20 protein-coding genes are annotated in these 22,070 nt (G+C 51.0%); 6 read left to right on the plus strand and 14 right to left on the minus strand.

Going from position 1 to position 22,070, the window contains the following annotated elements:
* Positions 1–7: 7 nt before the first annotated feature.
* The 4 genes from LK436_RS12740 to ruvA all read right to left on the minus strand — a co-directional run bounded on the left by LK436_RS12740 (position 8) and on the right by ruvA (position 4,969).
* Entirely contained in the window at positions 8–2,353 is a 2,346-nt protein-coding gene (locus LK436_RS12740; protein WP_008396210.1) for a peptidase U32 family protein, read from the minus strand.
* A 239-nt stretch (positions 2,354–2,592) separates the two neighbouring features.
* Complete coding sequence (locus LK436_RS12745; protein ID WP_021966501.1) at positions 2,593–3,021, minus strand: cell division protein ZapA; 429 nt, start codon at positions 3,019–3,021, stop codon at positions 2,593–2,595.
* Positions 3,022–3,178: 157 nt separating this feature from the next.
* Positions 3,179–4,174, minus strand: coding sequence for a Holliday junction branch migration DNA helicase RuvB (ruvB, locus tag LK436_RS12750; protein WP_015573863.1), 996 nt, complete (start codon positions 4,172–4,174; stop codon positions 3,179–3,181).
* Positions 4,175–4,222: 48 nt separating this feature from the next.
* Positions 4,223–4,969, minus strand: a complete 747-nt coding sequence (ruvA, locus tag LK436_RS12755) for a Holliday junction branch migration protein RuvA (RefSeq protein ID WP_008396215.1) — start codon at positions 4,967–4,969, stop codon at positions 4,223–4,225.
* A 219-nt stretch (positions 4,970–5,188) separates the two neighbouring features.
* On the opposite strand from ruvA, the gene LK436_RS12760 reads away from it, so the two are divergent.
* The gene (locus tag LK436_RS12760; RefSeq protein ID WP_044930795.1) at positions 5,189–6,442 is read left to right on the plus strand and encodes a ribonuclease H-like domain-containing protein; all 1,254 of its coding nucleotides are present in this window, start codon (positions 5,189–5,191) and stop codon (positions 6,440–6,442) included.
* Positions 6,443–6,506: 64 nt separating this feature from the next.
* Here LK436_RS12760 and LK436_RS12765 read toward each other — a convergent pair whose 3' ends face one another.
* Positions 6,507–7,055, minus strand: a complete 549-nt coding sequence (locus LK436_RS12765) for a DUF5662 family protein (protein ID WP_008396220.1) — start codon at positions 7,053–7,055, stop codon at positions 6,507–6,509.
* Between the two features lie 268 nt (positions 7,056–7,323).
* On the opposite strand from LK436_RS12765, the gene LK436_RS12770 reads away from it, so the two are divergent.
* Entirely contained in the window at positions 7,324–7,524 is a 201-nt protein-coding gene (locus LK436_RS12770; protein WP_008396221.1) for a cold-shock protein, read from the plus strand.
* 169 nt (positions 7,525–7,693) lie between these two features.
* Here LK436_RS12770 and hslO read toward each other — a convergent pair whose 3' ends face one another.
* Positions 7,694–8,575 carry an Hsp33 family molecular chaperone HslO gene (gene hslO / locus LK436_RS12775; protein WP_087383855.1) on the minus strand — a complete coding sequence of 294 codons (882 nt, stop codon included), beginning with the start codon at positions 8,573–8,575 and terminating at the stop codon, positions 7,694–7,696.
* A 23-nt stretch (positions 8,576–8,598) separates the two neighbouring features.
* The gene (locus LK436_RS12780; protein WP_008396225.1) at positions 8,599–9,372 is read right to left on the minus strand and encodes a class I SAM-dependent DNA methyltransferase; all 774 of its coding nucleotides are present in this window, start codon (positions 9,370–9,372) and stop codon (positions 8,599–8,601) included.
* 279 nt (positions 9,373–9,651) lie between these two features.
* On the opposite strand from LK436_RS12780, the gene LK436_RS12785 reads away from it, so the two are divergent.
* Positions 9,652–10,707 carry a hypothetical protein gene (locus LK436_RS12785; protein WP_044930690.1) on the plus strand — a complete coding sequence of 352 codons (1,056 nt, stop codon included), beginning with the start codon at positions 9,652–9,654 and terminating at the stop codon, positions 10,705–10,707.
* A gap of 96 nt (positions 10,708–10,803) precedes the next feature.
* On the opposite strand, the gene LK436_RS12790 is transcribed toward LK436_RS12785, so the two are convergent.
* Complete coding sequence (locus tag LK436_RS12790; protein ID WP_008396229.1) at positions 10,804–11,313, minus strand: SEC-C metal-binding domain-containing protein; 510 nt, start codon at positions 11,311–11,313, stop codon at positions 10,804–10,806.
* A 641-nt stretch (positions 11,314–11,954) separates the two neighbouring features.
* Between LK436_RS12790 and LK436_RS12795 the strand changes: the two genes are divergently transcribed.
* Both LK436_RS12795 and LK436_RS12800 read left to right on the plus strand, forming a co-directional pair.
* The gene (locus LK436_RS12795; protein WP_008396232.1) at positions 11,955–12,788 is read left to right on the plus strand and encodes an enoyl-CoA hydratase/isomerase family protein; all 834 of its coding nucleotides are present in this window, start codon (positions 11,955–11,957) and stop codon (positions 12,786–12,788) included.
* Between the two features lie 355 nt (positions 12,789–13,143).
* Positions 13,144–13,503 carry a hypothetical protein gene (locus tag LK436_RS12800; RefSeq protein ID WP_166460517.1) on the plus strand — a complete coding sequence of 120 codons (360 nt, stop codon included), beginning with the start codon at positions 13,144–13,146 and terminating at the stop codon, positions 13,501–13,503.
* Between the two features lie 99 nt (positions 13,504–13,602).
* Here the strand turns inward: LK436_RS12800 and phoU are convergent, their stop codons facing one another.
* From phoU to LK436_RS12825, 5 genes are all read right to left on the minus strand, one after another.
* On the minus strand, positions 13,603–14,265 hold the full coding sequence (phoU, locus tag LK436_RS12805) for a phosphate signaling complex protein PhoU (protein WP_008396236.1): 663 nt from the start codon (positions 14,263–14,265) through the stop codon (positions 13,603–13,605).
* The gene (gene pstB, locus LK436_RS12810) at positions 14,265–15,074 is read right to left on the minus strand and encodes a phosphate ABC transporter ATP-binding protein PstB (protein ID WP_008396237.1); all 810 of its coding nucleotides are present in this window, start codon (positions 15,072–15,074) and stop codon (positions 14,265–14,267) included. Before pstB ends, phoU begins: the two co-directional genes overlap by 1 nt.
* 60 nt (positions 15,075–15,134) lie before the next feature.
* A complete protein-coding gene (pstA, locus tag LK436_RS12815) occupies positions 15,135–16,010 on the minus strand; it encodes a phosphate ABC transporter permease PstA (protein ID WP_008396238.1) in 876 nt (291 codons plus the stop codon).
* 2 nt (positions 16,011–16,012) lie between these two features.
* A complete protein-coding gene (pstC, locus tag LK436_RS12820; protein WP_008396240.1) occupies positions 16,013–16,951 on the minus strand; it encodes a phosphate ABC transporter permease subunit PstC in 939 nt (312 codons plus the stop codon).
* A 136-nt stretch (positions 16,952–17,087) separates the two neighbouring features.
* Positions 17,088–18,053, minus strand: coding sequence for a phosphate ABC transporter substrate-binding protein (locus LK436_RS12825; RefSeq protein WP_008396241.1), 966 nt, complete (start codon positions 18,051–18,053; stop codon positions 17,088–17,090).
* Between the two features lie 293 nt (positions 18,054–18,346).
* Here LK436_RS12825 and LK436_RS12830 point away from each other — a divergent pair, with 293 nt between their 5' ends.
* Positions 18,347–19,567, plus strand: a complete 1,221-nt coding sequence (locus LK436_RS12830; RefSeq protein ID WP_008396244.1) for a 6-phosphofructokinase — start codon at positions 18,347–18,349, stop codon at positions 19,565–19,567.
* A 141-nt stretch (positions 19,568–19,708) separates the two neighbouring features.
* Here LK436_RS12830 and LK436_RS12835 read toward each other — a convergent pair whose 3' ends face one another.
* On the minus strand, positions 19,709–22,000 hold the full coding sequence (locus LK436_RS12835; RefSeq protein WP_008396246.1) for a SpoIID/LytB domain-containing protein: 2,292 nt from the start codon (positions 21,998–22,000) through the stop codon (positions 19,709–19,711).
* Between the last annotated feature and the right edge of the window lie 70 nt (positions 22,001–22,070).

A 22,070-nucleotide genomic window follows, 5' to 3' on the forward strand; every position in this document is an offset into this window, starting at 1 on the left:
AATTCACCTACTCTGCACCGCGTCTGAAATGGCCTCTTGTAAATTCACCGGAAAGCTGCGCAGCAGCAGCGTCTCCTTCCTCTTTGCAGAACACATCGGCAAATGCCCTCACTGCCTGCCTTATCCGTTCAGGTCTCTCCGTCGTAAAGGAGAGGCGCAGGACAGACGGGCCAAGGCGTTCCACTGCCTCTCTGTCAGCTAAAAGAGACAGAGGGCTCGAATTGTAGATGGTATTGTAGCAGAACCGGCAGTGATTCTTTACAGGAAATTCTTTCCCCATGCGGTCCTTCATATACAGAAGCTCCGGCTTTCCCGTACAGCCCTCCAGCGTTTTTTTCATGCACTGGGCAGTGACCATCATGGGAATGTTTCCATAGACCATCAGCTCCCCGCCTTTAATCCCCTTTTTCGCAAGCTCCCTGCTGTTTAGCTCAAGAGGCGCTGTAAAGCGCTTTTCCATCTCCGGCAGCATCCTCTCCATCATCTCCTCCGAGAGATGGTTAAAGCTGTAGAGACCATGGTCAAACAGAACGAGCTTCGGAGAAAACACTCCCTCCTTCTTCCACTCCTTCAGAAGCTGAACCTCCTCCCAGGCCCTCACAACTGCCCCGTCAAAGCCTGCAGCGGCAAGGTCCCCAAGATGGCTGTTAAAATACTTCTTTGCCTGGGTTCTGTAAATGTGCGGCAGCATCAGAAAGCACTTCTTTCCAGCTTCATGGCAGCGGGCAGCCGCATTCGCCCAGCTCTCAGCAGGAAATCCTGCGGCATCGATGGAAACCGTGTCCACCTCCGGGAACAGAAGCACAGCCGACAGGCCCTCCTGTTCCTCCAGGGTCACATGAAGAGAAGCGCCCTGCCCTCTGTTTTCGCTTTTATCCTCAGCCTTATTCTGATTCCTGCCCCTGCTCTCGCCGCTACCCTGACAGTCACAGGCTCCTGACCGGGCCTCTGAATTCTGCGTCTCTGATTCCTGTACCTCTGATTCCCGGGCTTTCCTTCGAAACTGCCCAAGTATCTCCTCCTCAAGGGCTGCAAAGGCATTTCTCCTGAGCTCATTTAATTCCTGCACCGGGATAAAGCAGCTTCCTTTTGTCTCAATTTCCAGACTTTCAAAGAAGAACGGCGTATTTCCCGTCTTTTTTATCTGTTTTTCAATGCGCTCCTGTGTCATGGGCTGGTTTTTGGCCGTCTGAACCATACCTCCGGCTGCCAGAGCCTTCACTCCCCTGCAGGAGACCTCCATGGCCAGCGGCTCTCCCTCAAATGCCCTCACGCTTCCTGTGACAGGCTCCTGAAGAACCGCCTCCACATACGTCCTGTCCAGGTAATCATACAGCTCCCTGTTCTCACTTCGGAAGGCCGGCTTTTCCTTCAGCACCACCATGTCTCTTCCATTGTGCTGCCTGTAATACCCTTCTGTCTGCCCTCCCCTGTCAAACAGGTCCAGAAGAAGCTTCCGATCCTCCGGATCTACCCGATAGCCCTTCCTGCCTGTCTTCATATAGAGATCCACATACTTTCTGTAGATGGAAACCACCCCTGCCGTATAGCGGGGACTTTTCATCCTCCCCTCAATTTTCAGGGAGAATACGCCTGCCTCTAAAATATCCGGCAGAATGTCAAGGGTGCACAGATCCTTAAGACTCAGGACATACCTCTCGCTTTTCCTGTTCAGAACCTGATGTCCTCTTCTCACATCAAAGGGCAGGCGGCAGGTCTGGGCGCACCTTCCCCTGTTGCCGCTTCGCCCTCCTATCATGCTGCTGAACAGGCACTGTCCCGAATAGCAGTAGCAGAGAGCCCCGTGGACAAAGCTCTCTATCTCTGCTCCCGTCTCCCTGTAAATCTCCTCTATCTCTTCCAGAGAAAGCTCTCTGGCAGTCACAATCCTGGACGCTCCCAGGTCCCCGATCAGCCTGGCTCCCGGTGCCCCCGTCACAGTCATCTGAGTGCTGGCGTGAACCGGAAGATCCGGAAACTGCTCTCTTATGAATGCAAACACTCCCATGTCCTGCACAATCACCGCATCCAGTCCCTGTCTGTAATAGGGCAGCAGGTAATCGTACAGCTCTGAGAGCTCCTGCTCCTTCACAAGAGTGTTGACGGTCATATAGATGCTGCGGCCGTGAAGGTGGACATAGTCAATGGCCTCCTTCATCCTCTCCTCATCGAGATTGTCGGCAAAGGCTCTCGCCCCAAACTTGCTCCCTCCGATATATACAGCGTCAGCTCCGGCCGCCACAGCAGCCTTCATACTCTCAAAGGAGCCGGCCGGAGCCAGGATCTCCGCTCCTCTCCTGACAGCCTCCCTCCACCTGGTCTCCCGATCTAGTGTTTTTTCCTGACTGTTCATCCTCAATCCCTTTCAACTGGTTTTCGCCTTACTGGGCTTTCGTTTTATGGTTATTTTTCTGGTTTTATTTGGTTATTTTTTTCTGATTATTGTATTCCCATTATTGTTTTTCTGATTTTCATTTCACAGGTTTATGTTTTTTGTTTGACGTTTCAGAAATTTTCCCGTCTATTTTCCCGCTTAATAAGACAGGGCTGATGCGAAATGCATCAGCCTTTCCTGTCTGTTTCTCTTCTTTTTCAGTCCTGCTTTTCCTCTTTTGTCCCTTCCTCTGCCGGCTGCATGGCTTCCAGTTCCTGGAGCCTCAGCTCAAGGGCATGGACTCTCTCACGCTGCTCCGCCGCCTCCCTCATCACGGTTTCCAGCTTCATCTGGGTGCTCACGAGCTCATGCTTCAGGCTGTAGCTCTCCTTCTCCAGCTCCTGATTTTCCTCCGCCAGCCGTGCCGCATACTGCTTTTCCTTAAAATAGTCATCAGCCAGATTCAGGTATGTCATCACTGACTTGTAGTCCTCGCTCTGCCTGGTAAAGCCCGGCTGCTTCTGGAGCCTGGTCATCTTTTCGTTGATATAGCTGGCAACCTGCTGCAGATAACTCTCCTCCTCGGCGCCGCCCAGTGTATAAATTTTTCCGTTGATCAAAACATCCGTATAATTCTTGGAATCCATACTTTTCTCCGCTTTCGTCCTTTTTTCATTTCTCCTCATCCCGCAGGGCCCCTCTTCAGGTATCCCGCGGCTCTCCTTCATTATACCTGAATTTTTGACAAAAACAATGACTTTCTGCGGATTGCCGGGCAGATTTATAACCGTTCAGCCTTCCCAATCAGCTCTGGGAGAGGCCCAGATGATGGTAGGCAGCCTCTGTGGCCACCCGGCCTCTGGGCGTGCGGTTGATCAGCCCGTTCATGAGGAGGTATGGCTCGTACACATCCTCCAGGGTGCCGGCGTCCTCCCCGAGGCAGGCTGCCAGCGTCTCAAGACCCACCGGGCCGCCGGAAAACTTCTGAATCATGGCATTCAGAATAGCCCTGTCGTTATTGTCCAGCCCCAGCTTGTCCACGTCGAGAATATCCAGGGCAAAGTCGGCCACCGCCTTTGTGATCACGCCGTCGTACTTGACCTGGGCAAAGTCCCTGACTCTCTTAAGCAGGCGATTGGCAAGCCTGGGAGTTCCTCTGGAACGCCTGGCAATCTCAAAGGCCCCCTCCTCCTCAATCTTCACCTGCATCACATCGGCAGAGCGCATGACAATGGTCTTAAGCTCTGCAGGCGTATAGAAATCCATCTTCTGGATAATTCCGAACCTGTCCCGCAGAGGCGCTGTCAGAAGGCCTGCCCTGGTGGTAGCTCCCACCAGCGTAAACTTCGGAAGCTCCAGACGGATAGACCGGGCGCTGGAATCCTTCCCCAGCATAATATCGATGGCATAGTCCTCCATAGCCGGATAGAGAACCTCCTCCACCTGGCGGTTCAGCCGGTGAATCTCGTCCACAAACAGCACATCCCCCTCAGAAAGCCCGTTTAGAATGGCTGCAATCTCCCCGGGCTTTTCGATGGCCGGGCCGGATGTCACCTTCATATTGACCCCCATCTCATTGGCAATAATGCCGCAGAGCGTCGTCTTTCCAAGCCCCGGAGGGCCGTAGAACAGCACATGGTCAAGAGGCTCCTTTCTCGACTTTGCCGCATCGATGAAGATCTTCAGGGTGCTTTTGATCCGCTCCTGTCCGATATACTCCGAAAGGAGCTGGGGGCGCAGGCTCGTCTCTATTTTCTTATCCTCTTCCGTAACATCTGTTGTAATAATCCTTCTGTTCATATCTGCTTCCTTCTGCTCTCTCCTCACGTCCAGGTTTCTCTCTCAGGGCTACATAAACGCCAGATATTTGAGGGATGCCTTGAGCACTGCCTCCGCATCCATCTCCTCTGTGACCTCCACCTGCTTCACGGCCTTTGAGGCCTCCAGATTGGAATAGCCCAGAGCCACCAGAGCATCCACCGCCTCCCTGGCAGCCTCCGCCGTGAGAGAAGCTGCCTCCGGTGCCTTTGCCCCTCCATCCGAAGCTGTGACAGAAGCCAGTATCTCCTCCGCGCTCACCTTGTCCTTTAAATCCAGAATAATCCTCTGGGCTGTTTTCGCCCCGATCCCGGGGGCCCGGGAGATAGCCTTCACATCTCCTGTCAGAATGGCCAGGCGCAGGTCGTCCGGCCTGAGAGCGCCCAAAAGCCCCAGGGCTGCCTTGGGGCCAATGCCGTTCACCCCAATCAGCTGCCGGAACATCTCCCTGTCCTGCCTGTTCAGAAATCCATACAGACTCATGGCGTCTTCCCTGACCTGAAAGTAGGTGTAAACCACCGCTTCCTGCCCCACAGCCGGCAAAAGCTCCAGAGCGGAAAGCGGCATAAAAATCCTGTAGCCGATGCCTCCGGCCTCCACCACAGCCGCCCCGTCCATCTTCTCTGCCAGTATTCCTCTTATATATGAAATCACGTCACAATCCCTTTCATCGCTGTTCTCTGCATCACTGCGCTTTTCCGGCAGCTTTTCAGGCAGCCGGGAGGGGGCCGCCGGCCGTTCCATCCGCCTGAGCGCCCCATTTTCTTTTAGTATCATATCACACGCTTCCTGGCAATGCAAGATTTACCCGAACAAATATTCTGGTGCTTGTAAAGCCTCTCTCTTCCATATATAATAGAGGACATGACAGAACACAGAAATTTTCCCGGCACCGGCCATCGGTCCGGGCCGGGCCCCACCGCCGCGCATAGGCGGCCTGCAGGCAGGAACAAGCAGGAAACCATGGCTGCAGACATACAGAAGGAGAAATTACCCATGATTACTATAGAAAAACGTCTGGAATTTCCAGACACCTACCCCCTGTCCCGCATAGGTGTGCTCTCTGAGCTTCTGTTTTTTGACATTGAAACCACCGGCTTTTCCGGGGATTCCTCAAGTCTTTATCTGATCGGCTGTGTCTTTTACCGGGATCATTCCTGGAATCTGATCCAGTGGTTTGCCGACCGGGCCGATGCCGAGGAGGAGATGCTGGAGGCCTTTTTCCATTTTCTGAAGAATTTTAAGATTCTGATCCATTTTAACGGAGACGGCTTTGACATTCCCTACCTTCTGAAACGCTGCGCTGCCTGTGGGCTGGATTTTGACTTTTCCGGCGTGAAGAGCGTGGATCTCTACAAAAAGATAAAGCCCTTTAAGAAAATTCTGGGGTTAGAAAACCTGAAGCAGAAAACTATCGAGGGGTTTCTGGATATTGAACGGCAGGATCGGTTTTCCGGCGGTCAGCTGATTGAAGTCTATCACGACTACCTGGCCACAGGGGATGAAGCCCTCCTCCGCCTTCTGCTTCTCCACAACGAGGATGATCTGAAGGGGATGCCGTCCATTCTTCCGATTCTTGCCTACTCCGACTTTTTAGACTTCCCCTTCCGGCCGGACGGCTGGAAGCTTCAAAAGGCGGCTGACGCCTTTGGACAGGAGGAGCAGACACTCTTTCTCTGCTACAGAAGTGAAGTCTCCCTGCCGGTCCCCATGGAGGCAGATAACGGCCCCTTTTCCCTGGATGCCTCAGGAAATACCCTGACTCTTGGCATATCCCTGGCTGAGGGGGAGCTCAAACGATTTTATTCAAATTATAAGGATTACTACTATTTGATCTATGAAGATACTGCCATCCACAAAAGCGTCGGCGAATATGTAGACCGGGCGGCCCGCAGAAAAGCCACCGCAAAGACCTGCTATACAAAGGTTGAGGGTCTCTTTCTGCCCCAGCCCTCCTGCATTTTTGAGCCCTGCCTGAAGAGAGAGTATTCCGAGCGGCTTACCTATATCCCATTCACTGCCGGGCTGGCCGAAATGCTCGCCGGCAGCAAAACAGACAGGACATTTCTCTTTCGGAAACCTGCGTGCGAAAAGCACGCCGGTTTTTGCCCCGCCGGCGGCCCGGAAAAGAAAGAGCCGGAAAAGAAAAACTCGGAAGAGAAAAATCGGGAAAAGAAAAGCCCGGAAAATAGAAACCCACAGGACAGCGCAGAAACGTATTTTAAACAGCTCATGGGCCTGTTTTTCTGAAACAGGCCCATGAGCTGCACATACTTTAATATTCCTTATTGGTATTCCTTATTAGTATCTCTTATTAATATTCCTTCCCCTGCCTGAGCAGCCAGCGCATATAGGCGAAGGTTTTTCTCTCCCCCTTTTTCCTGAGCATGAGAAGAAGCTTCTCCAAAAGAGCTCTCGTCTCCGGGTGAATGACAATGTAATCCTTCCCCTTTGCGTAATACTCCCAGGGAGATGCGTTTGTGTAATCCTTTCCTTTATAGACCTTCGATGCGGCGATCCGGTCCATAACCATCTCGATCACATACTTTAAGGGCATCTTATTGCCCACAAGGCCCTTGGATTTATCCGGCGCAAAATCGATCCAGTACTCAAAATGGTGTTTATTCCTGCCCTTATGGTGAAGCCAGGCAGCCGAGTACCCGATATCATCCTTTTCTGCCGCGTTGGGGCTCCTGGTTCCCTGATAATACTTTACCCCTGTCTTAAATTCTTCCCAGGAATACTTGGACAAATCGTGGAGCAGTCCCTGTCTGTAAAGCCCCACCCGGAAGCAGTTTCCCATCACCATCAGCTTGTGCTTCGTGATGGTGCAAAAATGGCCGGCTGCGTTGTGAAGACTCATATCCCATCCTCCCTTTCATCTCCTGAAAAACAGACCTGCACCCTGTCCTCTCCTTTCTGAGAGAGGGTCCGGACAGGCCATTTTTCCAGGCCGAAAAACTACAGATAATTCTAGCACATTTGCGGCATTCATGCAAATATCAATTCTTTTTGCTTATTTTTGTCATAATATCAAAATGATTTGACACTCTATGAAAACTGTGATATTCTGTAGTTAGGCTGTAGATAGTCAGGCCACGATATTTTTTTTATTTTCTTGGAGGTTTGTTATGCATAAAGGTACAGTAAAGTGGTTCAACAACCAGAAGGGCTACGGATTTATCTGTGACGAGGAGGGAAACGATGTGTTCGTTCACTACTCCGGCCTTAACATGGAGGGTTTCAAATCCCTTGACGAGGGCGCTCAGGTAGAGTTCGAGGTTGTCAACGGAGCAAAGGGACCACAGGCTACGAACGTAACCAAGCTCTAATGTAATCATTATACCTCTTTCCAGTGTACCTGTTTCCAATATATATATCTACACCTATATTTTGTGAATAAGCTATATTGAATTAAGTAAATGATTAAATGAGAGAAAAAGGACTGTCGGCGAAGGGCTGACAGTCCTTTTCTCGTTTTCCCCTCAGTCTGATTTTCTCCTATCTGACTGCCTGGCTTAAGAGCTCCTTAAGCTCCTCCACAGAAAACTCATAATTCTTATTGCAGAAATGGCAGTTTACCTCAATGCTCTTTCCCTCGTCGATCATCTCCTGAAGCTCCTTCTTCCCAATGCTGACAAGGGCCTTCTCCACTCTCTTTTTATCGCAGTTGCAGTAAAACTGAACCGGCATCTGATTAAGGATCTCGAGACCGAATTCTCCGAGAACATGCTCAAGGATCTGCTCCGGCGTCATTCCCTCGTCGAGAAGAGCGGTAATCGGTTTTATCTCCTTCAGCTTCTCCTCCAGCCTGTCGATCATCTCATCGGAGGCTCCCGGAAGAAGCTGGATAATAAATCCTCCTGCCTGGCGCACCGTATTTTCCCTGTTCATCAGAACACCCAGGGCGACGGACGACGGAGTCTGCTCCGAGGTCGCATAATAGTAGGTGAGATCCTCGGCGATCTCCCCGCTTACGAGAATCGTCTGCCCCACATACGGCTCCTTTAAGCCGATGTCCTTGATTACGCTCAGCACACCGATTCCCAGCGCTCCGCCTACATCCAGCTTTCCCTGAGCGTTCGGAGGCAGCATTACCTCCGGGTGAAAGGCATATCCCTTCACATTTCCGAAAGCGTCCGCCGTCACAGTCAGGCCGCCGATAGGGCCGTCACCCTCTGCCCTCAGCGTCAGGACATCGTCCTTTCCCTTCATCATGCTTCCCATCATGGCCCCTGCCGTGAGCAGACGTCCCAGGGCAGCCGTGGCCACCGGGCTTGTATTGTGCGCCTTTCTGGCTTCCTCCACTGTCTCCCTCGTCGTAGCCGCAAAAGCGCGGATCTGACCGTCCGCTGCTGTGGCTCTTACCATATAATCTGCCATATATGTCATTCCTTTCTGCTGATTCAATTCTGATTTTCCCCTGACGACTTTCCTCTCTCCCTGGCAATCACGTAGATTCTCTCGCTGTCCTCTCTGGGCGCGTTCCTTGTAAATGCGTCATAGGCTGCCACAAACTCCATCCCGGCCTGACGGATGGCGTCCTTCACCTCGTCGAGGGTATAGGCTCTCTGATAGTGGGTTTCCTGGTATTTCCGGTAGAGATCCTCCTTCTCCCGGATGAAAAGGCTCAGGCTGTATTCATTGATCCTCTCCTCCTCATCGTAGCTGTTGTCCCAGATGAAGCTGCTCTCCTCCCTGTCCTCTGCGATGGTGGATTCCCCGAGAATCTCCCTGTATTTATATTCTGTATTGAGGTCAAAAATAAAGAGCCCCTCCGGATCCAGATAATTATTCACCAGGCGCAGCGTCTGAACCAGATCCCCGGGCTCTAACAGATAGTTCATGGAATCACAGATGCTGACGATGGCTCTGACTGTCCCATAGAGCTCAAATTCTCTCATATCCTGGAGCAGGTAGAGAATGTCGTGTCCCGACTCCGCCCTCTTTTCCATGGCAATCTGAAGCATATCCGGAGAAATGTCAATGCCCGTCATGTCATACCCCTCTCTGGCCAGAATCTCTGTCAGGCTTCCTGTCCCGCACCCCAGATCCAGCACCAGGCCGTCGTCAATCCCGTGCTCCTTAAGCAGGGATATGAGATAGGCTGCCCACTCCTCGTAGGGAATATTATCCATAAACATATCGTAAACTGCCGCAAAGCTGGTATAAGCCTCCACAATCCGCCTCCTGTCGTCTTATTTCTGTCACTGCCGTCCAGACTGTCCCCGCCGTGCCGGAGGTTACGCATTACGCATCCCACCGCCACCGCTTCTTACGGCAAAGGGAACGAGGCTGAACTGTTACATATCATATCAATATTTGCCTGGAAAAGCAACCGATTATTGATTATTGGGGATTTTTTGCTTATACTTATAGTAGTCATTTTATCCGGCACAGGCAGTCGGAAGGAAACGGGTGCCGGCTGCCGGCGGAAAAAAGATTGGAAGAATACACCTATGAAAAACAGTTTTATAATTTCAGATATACGAAGCGATCTTCTGCGGCGGCTGTTTATGCCGGTTCTTGTGGTGGCTGCCGCTCTCCTGGCTCTGCAGCTTTCTCCCAGGGAAAACGTATTCCATCAAAGACCTTTAAACTATAAAAGCCATTACGAAAACTTCTACAACCGCTTTCTTCCCTGTGTCCGGGTAACGGCATCCAACCTTCAGTACACAGGCCTTAACCGGACAGTGGGAGGCGCTGTCAAGGGCTATTACTACTACACTCTGGTGGACGGCTTCTGCCAGTTCTACCTTCTGGGCGCTGAGGCTGGGGCTCCGCCTGCCCCTTCTATTGAATCTCTGGACATCCATGGGCGGCTGATTGAGCTGGATGCTGACCAGTACGGAGAAATTACGGATGCCATGGCCTCAGCCCTCGGCTGGAAAAGCAGCTCCCTAAGAAAAATCACAGCCCCCTATGCAGTTTCCTCCCTCTCCTGCCCTTTTTTCATCAGTCTGGCCGGCAGGCTGGCTGTAAACCTCTGCCTGTTTGCAGGGCTGGCAGAGCTGTTCTGTTCCCTGGTTTTTTTCATTTTCCCTCTGGCCTCACCGGCTTTCCGGTATCTCGGGAATATATGGGAGGTCAGACAGAAGATTTCTGAGGCTGAAGCTGAGCTTCACAGCCAGGTTCCCGTGAAGGCCGGAAAGCTCTATCTCACCAGCAGCTATCTGCTGTACCTGGACGGAGCCAGGACAAGGCTTCTCCCTCTGGAGGAACTTTTCTGGGCAGGGATAGAAAACAGAAAAGACTGCCGCGGCTTTTCCCGTTTTGTCCGGCGATTATCAGCCCTTCTTCCCAAAAGGAGACGAAACGCAGACAGCAGCGCATTTCTCTCCCTCGCTGCCTCTGACGGAAAATTCATCCGCCTGCCCTGCCCCTCCCGGGAAATCGCCGAATCCATTCTGTCCTCTCTGAGAGTGCAGAACGGCCGCATTCATTTCGGAGATAAGCCTGAGAAAAGGCAGATTGCGGCAGAACTTAAAAAGAGGGAGCGGGTTTTAAAAGAATAGGGAGTTCCCATACAGCGGGAGATCGGAAAAAGAGAGCTTCCGGAGGAGAAATCCCCGGCCAGCTCTCTTTTTTGCCTTCTGCCTTATTCTATGCTTTTATTTGTTTTTTCCGCAGCACTTTTTATATTTCTTTCCGCTGCCGCATGGACATGGATCGTTTGGATAAATTTTCTGCTCATTGCGCACAGTGCCGGATGCCTTCTGGTTTCTGTAAAGCTCCTTTCTCTTCTCAGGAGTCAGGATTGCATCCCACTGAGGCAGGTTGTACAGCCAGTCTGCTTTTGCCTCAACCATGTTCCAGTACAGCTTCTCCGGATCAATCTCGATCTTTACAACTGTATTCTCATCCATGGTCTCGATCTGGTTCTCATAACCCTTTAAGCTCTCGTTGATTCCGTCCAGGAAACCTGTCATAATCAGAATCTCTGTGTTGTACTTCTCAGCCAGCTCCTTAACGGTTCCCTCTACCACCTCTGTCGGGTTGGAGAGAATCTGCTCATAGATTCCCTTCTCGATTGCGAAATAGCCGGACCACAGTTCTTCTCTCTTTTTATCATCGAGTCCGTCGCCGTACGCGAGGTTTCTCCAGTTTTCCAGTAATGTCATACGTAATAACCTTCCTTTTTTATTAATTTAAGTTACCGCATCTGCTTGTCCAGAATAGTATATAACAGTTTTCAGGTTTTTGCAAAGATTTTTTCAGTTTGAATGTATATTCCTCCCCGGTCTGGCCATAATAGGAATATCAACAAAAGAGAAATTTTTGAATACTTATCCTCCCCTTTTTAGTCCCCTGCCTGTTGGCTTCGTGCAGCAGGCGGGGGATTTTTTATATAACAGGAAACTTCGTTCCCTGTTATATAAAAACGCTCCGCTGGGATCGCACTGGGTTGGAAAAGAAAAGTCGCTGCTGCAGCAGCTTTACAGCCGAAGGCGCCGTGAATTCAGAGAGAATCTGCGAAGACAGGAGAGCTCCGTGTTAATTTTTCGTTAAAAGACCTTTTAGCCTCCTCAAAATATCAAGTTCAGATTGACAGGCGCTTTTCTTCTTCGTATAATGGCCTTAGTTTATATGAATTCTTTTATAGATACTCAATATTCTATAAATTTATTGTTATACCGTATATTAATTATTGAAAAAACGGCACTCTCAGCAGACTGAGACAGCTTATACGCGCAATACGAAATATAGGGTGAAACAGAATACAAGAATAAAAGCAGAACCAGAAAGAAAGGATACATAACTTATGGCAGATCTGATTTATGAAGTAAAGGGACATCTGGCACGCATTACCATGAACAGGCCAGAGCATTTAAACTGTTTCAGCGAGGAGATGATTCACCTCTGGACAAAGGCCCTGGAAGATGTGAGGGACAGGGAGGATATTTACGCTGTCCTGCTTTCGGGAAACGGAAAGGCCTTCTGTGCCGGCGGAGATGTAAAGGCTATGGCAGCAGGCGACGGATTCTTTGAAAGCCACGACGATATTTCCTCCACCGCCCTCGCCCGCAAAAATTCCCTCTGGAAGGGCATTCAGCGAATTCCTCTGATCCTGGAGGAGATTGACAAGCCGGTGGTGGCAAAGATCCACGGAGCAGCCGTAGGAGCAGGTCTTGACATGGCTCTCATGTGCGATGTGAGAATCGCTTCAGAGAGTGCTACCATGTCTGAGAGCTACTTTAACGCCGGTATCGTACCAGGCGACGGCGGCGCTTACTTCCTCCCCCGCATCATCGGACGTGACAAGGCTCTCGATATGTTCTGGACTACCAAGGTCTTAAAGGGTGCTGAGGCAGAACGGATTGGTCTGGTGACCCATGTAGTTCCCGACGACGAGCTGGATGACTATGTGGAAGCCTACATGCAGAAGCTCCTGGAAGCGCCGCAGACAGCCATGCGCCTGACCAAGCGGGCTATCTATCAGAGCGAGCAGATCACGCTGCGCTCCTCCCTGGATATGGTTTCCTCCTTCATGGGAATCGTGACAGAGCTGGACGATTACCGTACCCGCACATCTGCTCTGGTGGAGAAACTGAACCGCAAGCACAAAAAGCATGCGGAGGAAAAAGAGAAGAACTGATTTTGGCCTGCAGGCGGCTTTTCTGCTCTCCCTGCATAATTGAAAAGAGGGTATCCCTCAGATCTTTTTATGACCTTTGGATACCCTCCATTACTGTATTTTTTACTGGGCATTCGCCCATTCTATATCATAAGCACCGTTTTTTCGCAGCACTTTTTGTCCTTCATATATTGATGGGGAATAAAATTTTCAGCAAAGCCATCTGTGCATACTGGCGGCTGTTAAAATTCAAATATTTTCGTTCTGACTGAGCGTCATACAGCTTAAATTCGTGTTCCGACACTTGCATTGCAAACCCTAAGTCCTGCATTGCCGTATACAGAAAGACACTGAAAAGCACAGGCAAACATATGCATTGAGAATTGCTGCATCCGATTTTTACACAGCATACTTTATTTCAAATCTCCTGTCTGAGATGCTGGAACAGTACCCTGATTTGCATTATACGCTTTGGATTGGACAGGAAGAAGAACTGCTTCATTATTTTGAGACAAAAAAGACTGATGTAATGATCGTATCTTCTGATACTGAATATTCCGGACATCCATTCAGGTACATCTCCTTTGAAGTTTCTTCGCTTAATCTAAGCTCAGGCGGCGTAATATTAACACCGCTCACTGCATACACGCAGAAGCGGAAGATATTCTGGCAAAACGGCAGCTCACATCCTCTTATTGCGGAGTTTGTAAGGCGGTTCTGTCAAGTTCATGTATAGCCTTTCTCTCCGGTATAAACACAGAAGGCGGGCGGACTGGCGCAGAATCAGCAGCCCGATCGCCTTCTGTTTAATTTGCACGTGACAAGTCATGCTCTCTTACCGCTCTGCAAGCTCTCCGCTCTTATGCACTCCCGTGATGGAATACTCCACCCACTCAGCCACATTGACGGCATGATCGCCGATTCTTTCAAGATATTTGGCAGCCATCAGGAAATCCAGAGCCTCCTCGGCGCCGATTCCCTTCTTCTCGATCAGCTCCATAAGCTCGCCCTTTACACAGTCAAACAGGCGATCCACCTCATCGTCATCAGCCTGCACCTTCCTGGCCAGAGCCAGATCTTCCTTCACAAAGGCATCGACACTGTCCATCACCATCTTCACGGCTGCCATGGACATCTGATTAATGTGCACCTTGCTCTGCAGTCCGCTTCCCGCAATATGGGGCACCAGCTCTGCAATATCCTCTGCCTGATCCCCGATCCGCTCCAGATCAGAGATCATTCGGAGAGCTGCTGATACATTTCGGAGATCGTGGGCGATGGGCTGCTGTCTTAAAAGCAGCGTCATGCAGCTTCCCTCAATCTCCCTCTCCAGATTGTTAATCTCACTTTCCAGCTCATGTACCTGGGACTGCAGATCCGGCGCCCCCTCTCCGCCAAGGGCCCTCGCTGACAGGGAGATCGCCTCCTCGCAGAGGCCCCCCATCTTGATCAGCTGCTTTTCCAGATTGTTAAGCTGCCTGTCGAAATTCTTCCTCATCAACCGAACCTCCCTGTAATATAATCCTCTGTCCGCTTATCCTTTGGCATGGCAAACATTTCTCCCGTATCCCCGAACTCCACGCACTCGCCCAGAAGGAAGAAAGCTGTCTGATCGGAGATTCTGGCGGCCTGCTGCATATTGTGGGTGACAATGATAATGGTATACTTTTCCTTCAGCTCCATGGCCAGATCCTCGATTTTGGAGGTGGAGATCGGATCCAGAGCCGATGTGGGCTCATCCATCAGGATCACATCCGGCTCCACCGCCAGCGTCCTGGCGATGCAAAGTCTCTGCTGCTGTCCTCCGGAAAGTCCCATGGCGCTCTTGTGCAGACGGTCCTTTAACTCATCCCAGATTGCCGCCTGGCGAAGACTCCTCTCCACAATCTCATCCAGCTGATCTTTTTTTCTGATCCCGAAAATCCTGGGGCCGTAGGCTACATTGTCATAGACGCTCTTTGGAAAAGGGTTGGGCTGCTGAAATACCATTCCGACTCTGTGTCTCAGGGTGATGGCATCCATCTCACGGAAAATATCCGTGCCGTCCAGGCGTACGGTTCCGTCAATTTTAACATTCTCCACCAGGTCATTCATGCGGTTGAGGGTTTTTAAAAAGGTAGACTTTCCGCAGCCGGACGGACCGATAAAGGCGGTAATCTTCTTTTCCTCGATTTTCATATCGATGTTCTTCAGGGCGTGAAATTCTCCGTAGTGGAGGTTCAGTCCTGATATATCAAACTTCGTCACGGCTGCCGGAGCATTCTCTCCGTTCACTGAGCCGGCGTTGTGAATGTTTGCTTCTGCCATAGCTGATTTTCCTTTCGCTGATTTCCTTTTGATTTCTCTCTTCTCAGACGTTTTCCTGTCTTACTCTCCTGCATTTTTCTTCTTGATATGGTGGCTCCACACATTTGCGCCGATACTGAACGCCAGTACCAGGAGCATTAAAACGGCGGAGGCGCAGTTTGCCAGCGCTCTGTCCTGTCCGTTCACCTGCAGGTTCCAGATCTGAATCGACAGAGTTTCTGCAGGACGGAACGGATTAAAAGGACAGGTCGGGGCAGACAGATTCCAGTTTCCCCATTTCAGAGCAGTTCCTGAACCTGTCGTGTAGAGAAGGGCTGCCGCCTCTCCAAATCCTCTTCCAGCTGCCAGGATAACTCCTGTCATGATGCGGGGCACACAGGCCGGAAGAAGCACATGGAAAATACTCTGCCATTTCGTGGCCCCCAGCCCCAGGCTGGCCTGGTAGTAACCGGCCGGAAGACCCTTGATGGCATCCTCTGTCGTCGTTGTGATCAGAGGCAGAGTCAGGATCGATACGGAAAGCGCGCCTGCAATCAGGCTCTTCCCCATGCCGAAAAACACCAGAAATACCAGGTATCCGAACAGTCCGACTACGATGGACGGGAGAGATGACAGTGTTTCAATACACATTCTCAAAAAGCGCGTTACCCTGCCCGGCTTTGCGTACATGCCCAGGTAAATTCCCGCTCCCACGCCTAAGGGTACGGATACCACAAGTGAGATGAACACCAGATAAACCGTATTAAAAAGCTGGTTTCCAATACTTCCCTTTCTCTCAAAGCGGAACATCTCCGGCGTTGCGCCGAGAAGTCCTCCGATGATTACCTTTCCGGCAAACGCAATGAGAAGCGTGAAGAAGAAAATGGCGATGGCATAAAAGACTGCCGTCATAAATGTGTCAACTGCTTTGGCACGTCTGATTCTCTTTTCTGCCACTTTTATTTTCCTCCTTTCAGAACTGCTTTCCTGTCGTCCTTATCCGGCTTCACTGCAGATACCCGGTGAATCAGAAAAATGAAAAACAGGGAGATAAGGAACAGAAGAAGCGCCATGGACCAGAGGGCCGATTTCATCTCTCCGCCCTCCATGGCATTTCCCATCTGAGCCGCAATCTCTGTCGTAAGTGTTTTCGTTGTAGAAAAAATGCTGGTAGGCAGAGCAGTCGTCTGGCCGATTACCATGGCAACTGCCAGAGCCTCTCCGAACGCTCTTGCAAGCCCCAGAATAATTCCGGAGATAATTCCCGGCGCAGCTGCCGGAATGACAATTTTATAGATGGTCTGCCATCTGGTAGAACCGAGGCCGTATGCCGCCATACGGCACTCCTTCGGAACTGCCCTCAGGGCGTCCGCTGCCACTGTCGTGATAGTGGGAAAAATCATCACAGCCAGCACAATGCCGGCGGCCAGAATCGAATGGCCGACCTGGCGGTCAAACACCGTCTTAATCGCCGGAACCAGCACAGTAAGACCTACCCAGCCGTATACTACAGATGGGATTCCGGCAAAGATCTCCACGACCGGACGGTAAAATTTTTCTCCGAATTTTGGAGAAATGTCTGTGATAAAAATGGCTGAGCCCAGGGAAAACGGAGCTGCAATGAGAAGCGCCAGACCGCAGGTACACAGAGAACCTACTACAAAAATCAGCGCCCCGACTGTCCCTCCGCCGTCGGAGTTATCTGCCGGCGCCCACTGGGCTGAACCCAGGAATTCCCAGAGCGTGTGTCCGTAGGTCAGAAAGGTGGCTGAACCTTTGTACACCAGGAACGCTCCAATCCCGATAGTCAGGACAATCACAAACAAGCCGCACGCCGTCATGAGATCCCGCCAGAAATATTCCTTGGCAAACATGCTTTTTCCTTTTGTCGTATCCATAAATCCTCCTGGCCTGAAATGAGAGGGGAGGCCCATTCAGGCGGCCAGCCCCTCTTCATTTCATTGTCTTTGATTTATCGCAGCCATACCTCCTGCCGCCGGGGCAAAAGGTTTAGCTGCTGAAACGTATCCTTGATTAGTGCTCAGTTACTGTCATCTTGGAAGATACACCGTAGCCTAATGATTCCATCTGCTCGCCGTACTCGTCAGACATGATGTAGTCGATGAATGCCTTGGTCACCTCGTCCGGCTCACCCTTTGTGTACATATGCTCATAAGTCCATACCGGATAGTCGCCGCTGTATGTATTCTCTAAAGTAGGCTCAACACCGTCGATTGCAACTGTGGAAACTCCTGCATCACCTGTCAGGTAGGATAAAGCTACATATCCGATTGCTCCCTTTGTATCTTTTACATTCTGGAGAAGTACGCCGGAATCATCTGTCTCCATAGCTGCGTTGGAAGCCTCCTCGTTTCCATCCAGAGCGTATTTCTGGAAAGTTGCTCTTGTTCCGGAGGATGTAGGCCGTGTCACAAGAACTACGTCCTCATCTGGTCCGCCGACCTCGCTCCAGTTCTTAATCTCACCTGTGAAGATTCCGATTAACTGCTCTTTTGTCAGGTCTGTAACGCCGGCCTCATATACGTCATTATTTACGATAGGAGCCATGGTCACAACGCACACCTGATGGTCTACCAGCTCTGCCGCCTGCTCCGGCTCCAGCTTATCCTCTGCCGGAACATCAGAGTTTCCGATGTTTACTGTCCCCTCGGAAACCTGCTTTAAGCCCTCTCCTGAACCGCCGGCATCAATTGTGATAGCTACGTTCGGATACTTCTCAGCAAACATGTCGGCTGCGTCGTCTACAAGAGGCTTTAATGCGGAAGAACCTGCCGCCGTAATCATTCCTGTCAGATCCTCGTTTACCTCAGCCGCCTCTGTCTCTGCCTCAGCTGCCGTGCTTCCTGCTGCTGTAGTATCTGCTGCCGTGGTATCTGCTGCTTCCACTGCTGCTGTTGTGCCTGCCGTGCCTGAGCTTCCGCATGCTGTCATACTGGCTGCCACAGCGCCTGCTGCCATAAGTGTAAGAATTTTTTTCATAATTTAATCTCCTTGTTTTCTAAATGATTTTCAGGCTTTGCCTGATTTGTTCAGTAACTGCTTTGTTCCCTCAGGAACAGCTATAGTATAGCTCGCGCAATGTAAAATCTAAAATACTGCTTTCGTCAAATTTATGTGATATTTTTGCAGGATCATTTTACATAAATTTTTCATTTCTCCGTCTTCTTCCCGGATAAATGGCCAAAAAGGCGTTAAAACAGGTTGAAATCCAAAGCCTCCTATTATAAAATAGGTGCGGTATTACCACAATCACAAAGGAGAGAAACCTCACAATGAAGAAAAACGTACTTGTAGGACAGTCCGGCGGCCCCACCGCCGTAATCAATGCAAGCCTTTACGGAGTTATTACAGAAAGTATCAGACACGGGGATCAGATTGGAACCGTTTACGGTATGGAGAATGGAATTGAAGGCTTTTTGGCCGATCATGTCCTGGACCTTTCGGAAACGCTCAGCAAGGAGGAGCTGGAAATTCTGAAGCTGACTCCTGCCGCCTATCTTGGCTCCTGCCGCTTCAAGCTGCCGGAGGATCTGAGCTCTGAGGTCTATCCGACTCTGTTCAGAAAATTTGAGGCCTTAAATATAGGATACTTTTTTTACATCGGCGGAAATGATTCCATGGACACAGTAAGCAAGCTGTCCCGCTATGCTGCCGGAATCAACAGCCCCATCCGGGTAATCGGCATACCGAAAACCATTGACAATGATCTGGTCATGACGGATCACACGCCGGGCTTCGGAAGCGCCGCCAAGTATGTAGCCTCCATGGTCCGGGAGATCGTACTCGACGCTACCGTTTACCAGCAGAAGTCAGTCACCATCGTGGAGCTGATGGGACGCCACGCAGGATGGCTCACTGCTGCCAGCGTACTGGCCAGAAAGCATGAAAACGATAACCCTCTTCTCATCTATCTGCCGGAATCCGCCTTCTCCTTAGAACAGTTTTCCAGGGATCTGGAGCAGGCCTTCAGGAAGAATACAAACGTGGTTGTCTGCGTCTCAGAGGGACTTTCCGACGCCTCCGGCCGCTTTATCTGCGAGTACACCGCCGAGGCCCAGGTAGACACCTTCGGCCACAAGATGCTGACCGGCTGCGGAAAGATTCTTGAAAACTTCGTGCGCCAGCAGTTTAAGGTAAAGGTTCGCTCTGTGGAGCTGAATGTATGCCAGCGCTGCAGCGGCATGATCGTTTCCGCCGCTGACATCGCAGAGGCTGCCATGGCCGGAGCGGCAGGCGTAGCTGAGGCCCTGAAAGGGACTACGGGAAAAATGATTGCCTTTGTAAGAGAACCGGGAGACGATTACCGTCTTTCCTGCTCCACCGTGGATGTGAACCAGGTGTGCAATCAGGAAAAGACCTTCCCGAAAGAATGGATTACCGACGGGGGCACAAACATCGGAAAAGAATTTTTCGACTATGCCCTTCCGATTATCAAAGGCGAGCCTGAGAGAAAAATGAAGGATGGACTGCCCGTCTACCTGTACCGCAAATAAGAGTAAAAGAGAGAAAAAGGGAAGGATTTACAGTTCCGGCGAAGTCACTGTAAATCCTTCCCTTTTTCTTTGGGTGAGCAGGTGCTGTGGGGGGAGGGGCTTATGAGGGTTTTCACTATCCCTCCTCCTCTGACTCTGCTGTCAGGACAGTTCTCTTATCTCCACGCCGTCGTAGAAGAAGGTCAGAATGTCCTCGTAATCCATCCCCTCTCTGGCCATCTGCTGGGCGCCGTTCTGGCTCATTCCGACGCCGTGGCCGTAGCCGCCGCCCCAGATGGTGAAGGTGCGCAGTCCGCTCTCCTCGTCTCTGGCGGTCTCGTCAATGGCGATATAGGCGCTTGGAAGATTGCTCCATCCCGTCAGGGTTTTTCCGTCATTTTTCTTGTATACAAGCTCCGTGCTTCCGAGAGTGCTCCGAATCTGGCTTTCCCCGCTTATGACAGTCTCTCCCTCGCTTCCGTATACCTTCAGCTTCTTCGCAATTCCGCCGGTTTCCCGCTCTGTCACAGCCAGAGCCTGGATCTCTCCGATTCCCGTAATCTTTTCTTCCAGGCTGCGGTTTGTAATCTTCGTCTCCCAGCGGTACATGGGGAAGGTGGAGTCATAGGTCTCTGCGTCCTTGTCGCGGATAAATTTCTCAAAGGACTCATTATCTCTCAGTTCCTTCATCACAGTTCTGCCATCGGTCAGGGACACTCCCTTCAGATAGGGAACTGCGCTCTGATCTGCTCCCCAGATAGTTCCGTCGGTTGTATGGCCGCAGGAGGTGGAAAAATAATAGGTTTCCGCAGGATTATCCCCGTAGAATACCATCTGGCCGTAGGTCTCCATCACAGCGGTGTCTGTGCGCTCGCTGGAGGCCGTGTTGTTGTAAACCTGATAGTTGGTGCTGTCATCCACATGAGCGCCATACTGGCTGTAGGCATTGGCCTTGATCTGCCGGTAGGCGTAGGTTCTGGCGCAGACGGCCTGAGCCTTCAGGGCCTCCATCTCATAGGAGGCTGGCATCTCACTTGGAACCACTCTGGTCAGGTAGTCCTCCACGTCCAGATCATTTAAAAGCAGAAGCCCTTCCTTCTCCTGGCTGATTTCCAGCGTTCCCTGGTAGGACGGCGTTCCCTGCCCCCTCTCGATGGTAGTCACATCGATAGACTTTGTGGGATCCTCCGGTTCGATGATAAACCGCCTGTCGGATCTTCTGAGCCTCTCATCTCCGTCAAAGACTGTAAACTTCTCCCCTGCCTCCACGGTGAACTCATAGTCTCCCAGCACAACCTTCATGGGGACAGAACACTTCAGGGTAACTGTGTCGTGGAAAATAGACTGAAAGCCTGTGTCCATCAGAAGTACCCTGATATTTCTCGCGTCAAAGCTTTTCACCAGAAGGGCGGCGCAGATACGCTTATCCTCCACCACAAATTTCTGAATGTCATATCCTACCAGAATATCCTTTTTTCTGGCCTCTTTTACTGTGCCGTAGGTCTTGTAAACCTTAAAGTCATCAGTAATTGCCACATTTCCATAGCCCTCGATTTCGATGGCATTGTCCCGGACGGCAAGCACCTTTCCCTCTATGGTGTCCTTTTTTAAAGACAGCTTCCTTATCTTTCCGTCCTTTAAGGACACATCGGCCAGCACGCCTCCTGCCTCTTCCTCTACCGCGTCCTCCAGAGGAAATTCTCTTACTGTCCCTCCTATATAAACCTCCATCCTGTTTTTCTCCCCGTCAGGGATCAGCCAGGCATTTTTGTAGACAACCTCGTCCGAAACATCCCGCTCCATGCGTATGATATCCGTCCCCCGGATGCACACTTCAATCTCGTGGTCTATGTAGGCATCCAGGGAAAGCCCCTCGAACTGAAGCTCCCCCTCACTTGTGTAGGCCGTCCAGCTCTCAGCCCCCTCCACATTGGCCGGAGTTCCATAGAGGGCAATCGTTTTTGTCTGAACTGTCCCTTCCGGGTCTGCCTGCTTCAGAAAGGTTTCATAAAACAGCCACCACTCCTCCTTGGGAATGGGATCGCTGTATTTCTTTCTGGACACGCCTAGAGCCCTGGAAAGACCGGACTCCACCTGCTCTGCCGCATAGGCGACTTCCCCGTAGGTAATCGCGCCTGCGGCGAAGTCCTCCATATCTGCCTGTCTTTCCTCCCCGTCTTCATCCCCGGGAAGCTCCATATACCCGTTTCCTATCAGATAGTCCAGATATTTTACATACCACTGCCCTTTCAGGGAGGAGGGGAAGTTTGATTCATTTTCATCCTCCCAGGCTTCACAGGTTTCCCTGTCTGTCATCCCCAGAGCCAGCGCCTTTCCCGCCAGAGCTCTGGAAACATAGTTTCCATTGTGATCCAGTGTCACAATCAGAATAATCAGCAGGAGCACAGCCGCAGCCACCGCCCCTGTCCAGTAAACCATCTTTTTAGAACTCATTCATTCTCCCTACTTACATATGTCTTTTTCTCTTCATCGATATAGTCTAGCCTCCGGTAAAGTACAGTTT

This window comes from Clostridium sp. M62/1, from assembly GCF_020736365.1.
Taxonomy (GTDB): Bacteria; Bacillota; Clostridia; order Lachnospirales; family Lachnospiraceae; genus Otoolea; species Otoolea saccharolyticum_A.

Bases quoted from the DNA above. Each gene is read 5' to 3' on its own strand.
- pstB (WP_008396237.1), bottom strand. From the start codon at position 15,074: ATGGCAGAAGCAAACATTCACAACGCCGGCTCAGTGAACGGAGAGAAT.
- LK436_RS12790 (WP_008396229.1), bottom strand. From the start codon at position 11,313: ATGACATTACTGGAAAACTGGAGAAACCTCGCGTACGGCGACGGACTC.
- hslO (WP_087383855.1), bottom strand. From the start codon at position 8,575: ATGGCAGATTATATGGTAAGAGCCACAGCAGCGGACGGTCAGATCCGC.
- LK436_RS12760 (WP_044930795.1), top strand. From the start codon at position 5,189: ATGATTACTATAGAAAAACGTCTGGAATTTCCAGACACCTACCCCCTG.
- LK436_RS12765 (WP_008396220.1), bottom strand. From the start codon at position 7,055: ATGAGTCTTCACAACGCAGCCGGCCATTTTTGCACCATCACGAAGCAC.
- LK436_RS12835 (WP_008396246.1), bottom strand. From the start codon at position 22,000: ATGAGTTCTAAAAAGATGGTTTACTGGACAGGGGCGGTGGCTGCGGCT.
- LK436_RS12825 (WP_008396241.1), bottom strand. From the start codon at position 18,053: ATGAAAAAAATTCTTACACTTATGGCAGCAGGCGCTGTGGCAGCCAGT.
- ruvA (WP_008396215.1), bottom strand. From the start codon at position 4,969: ATGATACTAAAAGAAAATGGGGCGCTCAGGCGGATGGAACGGCCGGCG.
- LK436_RS12770 (WP_008396221.1), top strand. From the start codon at position 7,324: ATGCATAAAGGTACAGTAAAGTGGTTCAACAACCAGAAGGGCTACGGA.
- LK436_RS12740 (WP_008396210.1), bottom strand. From the start codon at position 2,353: ATGAACAGTCAGGAAAAAACACTAGATCGGGAGACCAGGTGGAGGGAG.
- LK436_RS12745 (WP_021966501.1), bottom strand. From the start codon at position 3,021: ATGGATTCCAAGAATTATACGGATGTTTTGATCAACGGAAAAATTTAT.
- LK436_RS12795 (WP_008396232.1), top strand. From the start codon at position 11,955: ATGGCAGATCTGATTTATGAAGTAAAGGGACATCTGGCACGCATTACC.
- pstC (WP_008396240.1), bottom strand. From the start codon at position 16,951: ATGGATACGACAAAAGGAAAAAGCATGTTTGCCAAGGAATATTTCTGG.
- ruvB (WP_015573863.1), bottom strand. From the start codon at position 4,174: ATGAACAGAAGGATTATTACAACAGATGTTACGGAAGAGGATAAGAAA.
- phoU (WP_008396236.1), bottom strand. From the start codon at position 14,265: ATGAGGAAGAATTTCGACAGGCAGCTTAACAATCTGGAAAAGCAGCTG.
- LK436_RS12785 (WP_044930690.1), top strand. From the start codon at position 9,652: ATGAAAAACAGTTTTATAATTTCAGATATACGAAGCGATCTTCTGCGG.
- LK436_RS12830 (WP_008396244.1), top strand. From the start codon at position 18,347: ATGAAGAAAAACGTACTTGTAGGACAGTCCGGCGGCCCCACCGCCGTA.